This is a genomic window from Streptomyces nanshensis, assembly GCF_001751255.1.
Lineage (GTDB): Bacteria > Actinomycetota > Actinomycetes > Streptomycetales > Streptomycetaceae > Streptomyces > Streptomyces nanshensis_A.
On the sequence record NZ_LJGW01000403.1, the window covers coordinates 1 to 7,386 of the forward strand.

At 70.8% G+C, this 7,386-nt stretch carries 3 protein-coding genes; all 3 read right to left on the reverse strand.

Annotation, left to right across the window (positions count from 1 at the left end):
• Positions 1 to 141: 141 nt before the first annotated feature.
• Positions 142 to 5,160 carry an NAD-glutamate dehydrogenase gene (locus tag AN218_RS25145; RefSeq protein WP_070019209.1) on the reverse strand — a complete coding sequence of 1,673 codons (5,019 nt, stop codon included), beginning with the start codon at positions 5,158 to 5,160 and terminating at the stop codon, positions 142 to 144.
• Between the two features lie 506 nt (positions 5,161 to 5,666).
• Positions 5,667 to 6,344, reverse strand: coding sequence for an HAD family hydrolase (locus AN218_RS25150; protein WP_070019210.1), 678 nt, complete (start codon positions 6,342 to 6,344; stop codon positions 5,667 to 5,669).
• A 112-nt stretch (positions 6,345 to 6,456) separates the two neighbouring features.
• A complete protein-coding gene (locus AN218_RS25155; RefSeq protein ID WP_070019211.1) occupies positions 6,457 to 6,969 on the reverse strand; it encodes a DUF6912 family protein in 513 nt (170 codons plus the stop codon).
• Positions 6,970 to 7,386: the final 417 nt, after the last annotated feature.

A 7,386-nucleotide genomic window follows, 5' to 3' on the forward strand; every position in this document is an offset into this window, starting at 1 on the left:
CCCGCGCCCTGCGCCCTGAGCGGGGCCGAACGCGTGCCCCGCGCCCGGGCGTCCGCGCTCGCGGGCCCGACACACATGCGACGGTCCCCGTACGAGTGAGGTACGGGGACCGTCGCGGACCGGCCCGGGGCCGGAGGAAGATCAGCGGTTGCTGCGCAGCAGCGTACGCATCGTCCGCATCGCGACCGAGAGATTGGCCAGGTCGAAGGTCTCCGACGCCTGGATCTCGTCGAGGGTGGCGCGCGCACGCGAGAGGATCGTCGCGCTCTTCGCCTCCCACTTCTCATACCGCTGCTCCGGCGTCGCCGTGCCGTCGCCCTCCGAGAGCACGTCCGCGGCGATCAACTGGTGCGCCGCGTACAGGTCTTCACGGATCGCCGAGCGCGCCATGGACTGCCAGCGGTCCGCCCGCGGCAGTTCGCTGACCCGCTCCTGGAGCTGGGTGATGCCGAGCCGGTCGGCCAGGTCGTAGTAGACGGCGGCGACGTCGAGGAGCTGCACGCCCGTACGGTCGGCGACGGCGACCACGTCCAGACCGGAGAAGGCGGCCGAGAACCCGGCCACCCGCTGGGCCAGTTCGAGCGGGACGCCGGCGTCCTCCAGCCGGTTCAGGATGGCCTGATACCAGGCGCGGTCGTCGCCCTTGAGCAGCTTGGGCAGCTCGTCCCACACGGCGGCGACCCGGTCGCTGAACAGCTCGATCGTCTCGGCCAGTTGGAGCGGCTGCGGACGGTTGTTCAGCAGCCAGCGCGTGCCCCGCTCGACGAGGCGCCGAGTCTGGAGCCGGATGCTGGTGAGCACCTCGGCCGAGACCGCGTTGTCCAGCGCCTCCACCTCGTCCCAGATCTCGCCGAGGCGGAAGATCGCGCGGGCGGCGGTGTGCGCGCGCACGACCTCCTCCGTGGAGGCGCCCGTCTCCTCCTTCATGCGGTGCACGAGGCTCGTACCGCCGCTGTTGACCGTGTCGTTGACCAGCAGCGTCGTGACGATCTCGCGGCGCAGCGCGTGCCCGATGATCTCCTCCGGGAAGCGCTCGCGCAGGGCCTCCGGGAAGTAGGCGTGCGCGAGCTGCTGGAGGAACGGATCGTCCGGCAGGGTCGTGCCGATCAGATCGTCCGTCACCGTGATCTTGGTGTACGCCAGCAGCACCGCCAGCTCCGGCTGCGTCAGGCCCTGCCCGGCCGCCAGCCGCTCGCGGACCTGCTTGTCGCCGGGCAGGAACTCCAGCTCGCGGTTGAGCTTGCCCTCCTTGGAGAGGTGGCGCATGTGGCGGTTGTGCGCCTGGAGCAGACTCGGGGCGACCTCCAGGGAGTTGGCGAGCGCCACGTTCTGCGCGTAGTTGTTGCGCAGGACCAGCTCGCCGACCTCGTCGGTCATCTCCGACAGCAGGGAGTTGCGCTGCTTGAGCGTCATGTCGCCGTTGGCGACGACGGCGTTGAGCAGGATCTTGATGTTCACCTCGTGGTCGGAGGTGTCCACGCCCGCACTGTTGTCGATGGCGTCGGTGTTGACGCGGCCGCCGTTCAGGGCGAATTCGATGCGGCCGAGCTGGGTCAGCCCCAGGTTGCCGCCCTCGCCGACGACCTTGACCCGCAGGTCCTGCCCGTCGACGCGGATCGCGTCGTTCGCCTTGTCACCGACGTCGGAGTCCGACTCCGAGGCCGCCTTGACGTACGTCCCGATGCCACCGTTCCACAGCAGGTCGACGGGGGCGGAGAGGATGGCCCGCATCAGCTCCGCCGGGGTGACCTTGCCCGCCTTCGAGTCGATGCCGAGGGCCTCGCGCATCTGCGGGCTGACGGGCACGGACTTCGCGGTACGCGGATAGACGCCGCCGCCCGCGGAGATCAGCGACGTGTCGTAGTCCTCCCAGGAGGAGCGCGGCAGTTCGTACAGGCGGCGGCGCTCGGCGTAGGAGGTGGCGGCGTCCGGATCGGGGTCGAGGAAGATGTGCCGGTGGTCGAACGCCGCGATCAGCCGGATGTGTTCGGACAGCAGCATGCCGTTGCCGAAGACGTCGCCGGACATGTCGCCGACGCCGACGGCCGTGAAGTCCTGTGTCTGGGTGTCGTGGCCCAGTTCGCGGAAGTGCCTCTTGACCGACTCCCAGGCGCCGCGGGCGGTGATGCCCATGCCCTTGTGGTCGTAGCCGGCGCTGCCGCCGGAGGCGAAGGCGTCGCCGAGCCAGAACCCGTACGCCTCCGCGACCTCGTTGGCGATGTCGGAGAACTTGGCGGTGCCCTTGTCCGCGGCGACGACGAGATAGGTGTCGTCCTCGTCGTGCCGTACGACGTCCTCGGGGTGCACGACGTCGCCCGCGACCAGGTTGTCGGTGATGTCGAGCAGACCGGAGATGAAGGTCTTGTAGCAGGCGATGCCCTCGGCGAGCCAGGCGTCCCGGTCCGCGCTCGGGTCCGGGAGCTGCTTGCAGACGAAGCCGCCCTTGGCGCCGACCGGCACGATGACCGTGTTCTTGACCTCCTGCGCCTTGACCAGGCCGAGAATCTCCGTACGGAAGTCCTCCCGCCGGTCCGACCAGCGCAGACCGCCGCGCGCGACCTTGCCGAAGCGCAGATGGACGCCCTCGACGCGGGGCGAATACACCCAGATCTCGTACTCGGGGCGCGGCTCGGGGAGGTCGGGGATGGCCTGCGGGTCGAGCTTCACCGACAGATACGCGTGCGGCTGCGCCGACGGGTCCTTCTCCCCGCCCGTACGGCTGCCGGCACCGGCGTTCTGGAAGTAGTTGGTGCGCAGCGTGGCCCGGATGACGGTAAGGAAGGACCGCAGGATCCGGTCCTCGTCGAGGCTGGCGACCTGGTCGAGCGCACCGTCCAGCTCCTCCAGCAGACCGTCCGTCAGCTCGTGCCCGGCGCGGGAGCGGCCCGGGTCGAGGCGGGCCTCGAAGAGGTTCACCAGCAGCCGCGTCGTGTGCACGTTGTGGCGGAGGGTGTCCTCCATGTACGTGGGGCTGAAGGTGGCGCCGGCCTGCCGCAGATACTTCGCGTACGAGCGCAGCACCATCGCCTGGCGCCATGTCAGACCGGCGGAGAGCACCAGCGAGTTGAGGCCGTCGTTCTCCGCGCGGCCCGTCCACACCGCGCCGAAGGCGTCCTGGAAGCGCTCGCGTGCCTCGTCGCCGAGACCGTGCGCGTGGGAGACGGGCATGCGCAGTCCGAAGTCGTAGATCCACGCCTTGCTCTTGTCGCTGCACTTCAGCTCGTACGGACGCTCGTCCACGACCTCGACGCCCATGGCCTGGAGGACGGGCAGCACGGCCGAGAGGGAGACGGGCTCGCCGATGCGGAAGATCTTGAACCGGCGCTCGCCGGGGGCCGCGCCGACCGGCTCGTAGAGGCTCAGCGAGAAGCCCTCCGCGCCGTTCTCACCGCGGGCGAGGCGGTTGATGTGCTGGAGGTCCGCCACGGCGGCACGCGGCGGGAAGTCCGCCTTGTACCCCTCGGGGAAGGCGTTCGCGCTGTAGAGGTGGGCCAGCTCGGCGGCGTCCTCCTCGCCGAACTCGGCGGTCAGCGCCTCCAGATAGCCGTCGGCCCACGAGCGGGCGGCCTCGGCGAGGCGTGCCTCGATCCGGTCGGCCTCGGCGTCCGTCAGCTCGGGAAGCTGCTCGCCGGGGTTGAGCCGGATGACGAAGTGCAGCCTGGTGAGCACCGATTCGGTGTTCCAGACGCTGAAGTCCACGTTGGTGCCGCCGAGTTCCTCGCTGAGGATCTCGGTCAGCCGCAGCCGGACGGAGGTGGTGTAGCGGTCGCGCGGCAGATAGACCAGCGCCGAGTAATAGCGCCCGTAGTCGTCCTTGCGCAGATACAGCCGCAGCTTGCGGCGCTCCTGGAGGTAGAGCACCGAGGTGGCGATGGACAGCAACTGCTCCACGGGGATCTGGAACAGCTCGTCCCGGGGGTAGGTCTCCAGGATCTGCAGCAGGTCGCGCCCGGCGTGGCTGTCGGGGGCGAAGCCCGCGGCGGAGAGCACCTCGGCGACCTTGCGGCGGATGACGGGCACCCGGCGCACCGACTCGGTGTACGCGGCGGAGGAGAAGAGCCCGAGGAAGCGCCGCTCCCCCACGACCTTGCCGTCGGCGTCGAACTTCTTCACGCCCACGTAGTCCAGATACGACGAACGGTGCACCGTGGCACGGCTGTTGGCCTTCGTCAGCACCAGCAGGTGGTGCTCGCGGGCCTTGGCGCGGGCGTCGGCGGGCAGCCGGCTGAAGGACGGCGAGACGGGGTGGCCGTCCTCGTCCGTGGTGTGCTGCGGGTCGGAGCGCAGAATGCCCAGGCCGGTGCCCGCGACCGGGGTGAGCGTCAACTCCTTGTCCTCGTCCGGGGATTCCTCCGACAGCTCGTACTCGCGGTAGCCGAGGAAGGTGAAGTGGTCGTCGGCGAGCCAGCGCAGCAGCTCCCGGGACTCCTCGATCTCCTGGGCCGGCACGTCGGGGGCGACGGGCTCGCTCTCCAGCTCCTCGGCGACGTTCAGCGCGGCGCTGCGCATCTTGCGCCAGTCCTCCACCGCCTCGCGGACGTCGGAGAGGACGCGCAGCAGATCGTCGTTGATCTCCTTGAGGTCGTCCCGGTCGGTCTCCCGGTCGATCTCGACGTGGATCCAGGACTCCGTGACGGCGTCGTGCGGCAGCTCGCGCTGCTCGGAGTTGCGTTCGCCCGGGCCCTGTACGGGCTTCTCACGCCCGGCGTCCAGCACCTCCAGCAGCTTCCCGGTGACGTCGCGGCGCACGATCATCTGCGGGTGGATCACGACGTGGATGCCGCGGTGCTGCCGCGACAGCTCGTTCGTGACGGAGTCCACGAGGAAGGGCATGTCGTCGGTGACGACCTCGATGACGGTGTGCGTGCACGTCCAGCCGTGCTCGTCGACGGACGGGGTGTGCACGCGGACGTTGGCGGTGCCCTGGGGCCGCTCCTGTGCCAGGCGGTAGTGCGCGAAGGCGGCGCCGAGGATGTCGACCGGGTCGCGGTCGGCCAGGTCCTCCGGCGCCGTGTGCAGGTAGTAGCGCTGGAGGAACGCCCTGAGCGCCCCGTTCTCGAGGCCCCGCGCGGGGTGCTGGCCCCCGGCCGGGCTCTCTTCAGCTACCCGGGCGGCCTCTTCCAGCCGCTCGGTCTTTGCTTCGTCCAGCTTGGTCTGCATGTCCTGTGGCTCCTGTCGCGCGCCGTTGCGTGACGTGAAATGGCGGGGCTTGCTCGAACACGGCACCGGAGCGCGGGATGACCGCCCGGGGCTCGACACGTGCCGTGGAAGTCGACCAGCGGCTGACCTGTGCGCTGTCGCGCACGAGGCAACGGGCGAGGGTCGCTTCGACCCCGCGGGCTATCGGGCTGATCACGTCCGTAGGCTACAGCCACCGGCCCGGGGGCAGTCATAGACCTTATGTGTACAAAATCAAGGGTTGGTCTTGGACGGAGTGGACAGCAACGGATGCCGGTCCGCCGGCGTGGCACCGCCGTACGGTCCGCAACTCCGCTCCGCTCATGACTACCCTGCTCTGCCACCGCCCGACTCCTCGGCGCCTGCCCGGTTTTGGGCCCCGGCCGCTCCGACTGCCGTGTCCGCGGCGGGTGTTGGGCGGCTCCGCCGAGGGCGTTCGCCGCTCCGCCGCCGCGTCCCGTGGACCTCCGTCCCGGCCGTCCGTGCGGCTAACCGGCTATCCGCTCCGCCGTCTCGACGGCCTCGGACAGGGTGTCCACCACGGGCACGCCGGCCGTCTCCAGGCTCGCCCGGCTGTGCGAGCCGCCGGTGTAGAGCACCGCGCGGGCGCCCACGTGCCCGGCCGCCAGGGCGTCGTCGACCGCGTCCCCGATGACCACCGTGCGCTCCGCGGCGACGCCGTCGAGCGAGCGCAGATGCCGTTCCATCTGGGCGGCCTTGCCGCCCCCCGACGGGCCCCGTGCGCCGTCGACCCGTACGAAGTGACGCTCGATGCCGTGCGTCCGCAACAGCGGGACGAGCCGGTCGTGCGGGGCGAGCGAGCAGAGCGACTGCGTGCCTCCCGAATCCGTGCACGCCTCCAGCAGCTCGGCCGCGCCCTCGGCCAGGCCCGCACTCTCCGCCTGCCGCCAGTAGTGCCGGTGGAAGGTCGCGTCCATCACCTCCCACTCCTCCTCGCTGGGCAGCCGTCCCATCAGCCGCTCGTAGAACTTCGGGACGGGCACGCAGTACAGCTCGCGGTAGCGCTCCAGCGTGATGGAGGGGTGCCCCAGCTCGGCGAAGGCGGCGTTCGTCGCCGCGATGACGGCGTGGATGTCGTGCAGCAGCGTGCCGTTCCAGTCCCAGACGATGTGGGTGGATCGTCTGCGCTTGTGTCCAAGAGCCATGGATACGACGGTACGTCGGGGGTCTGACAGCGCGATACCTGATTCGGCCGTCCTGGCTCCGGGGCGCTCGCGGGGTCTGCGCGCGTGACCGGTCCGCGGAGCCCGGACCGGTTCATTCCGGCAGGTGCGGGATCTCCTGCGTGGCGTACCAGAGCAGTTCGTGGTCGTCGGCGCCGTCCACCGTGAAGCGTGCGTCGTCGTCGCCCGCGTCGGCCGCGCCCAGGGCGTCGGCCGCCGCCGCGACATCCGCCCCGGCGTCCTCGGCGTCCACATGGACGGCGGCGGCCTTCGCCATCGGGACCGTGCCCTCGATCCGTACCTCGCCCAAGGACTCGCGCTCCAGGCCGTGGTCGGGGTCGAAGGAGACCGCGCTGTCCGCGACGTCGAGGGCCAGCACGACCCGGCGGCGGGGCACGTCCGGGCTGACCGCCAGCAGCCGGAGCGAGGCACGGGCGGCGCGGCTGAGCGCCGCGTACTCCAACTCCTCGCTGTCGTCGGAGAGATACCACTCGCGCAGCCCGGGCGTGACCGCGTACGCGACGGTGCCGCCGCGCTCCGCCGACAGCTCGCCGGCCCCGTACGCCGCACGCAGCGCCGGGAAGGTCAGAGGCACGTAGACACGCATGGGCTGCCGCTTTCGTGTATCGCCGGAGGATGGGCCACGTCAGGATACGGGCCCGACGGTCCGGGGCCGCCCGGCGCCCGGCGCACGAAGGACCAGGTGAGAGGCGCCCGCCGTCACCCTCGATCCGCTCCTCAGCCTGATAGGTGAACTGCCGGAGCGCTCCGCCGCACCCTTCGTCACGCATTGCGACCGCACGGTCACGCGGATACAACCGTGGACGAAGCTACCGCCGGGTAAACCGATGGTCCCGGCGGGCTTCCCTCTCCGCCTTTCCGTTCACTTCTCGCACCCGCCGGGGGACCTTCATGGACGCCATGACCACACCGCCAACGCCGCCGACACCGCCCGCGTCGCGCGTATCGCCCTCGGCCGCGGCCCCGCGGAACCGCCCCGGCCGCCCGACTCCCGCGCGCAAGG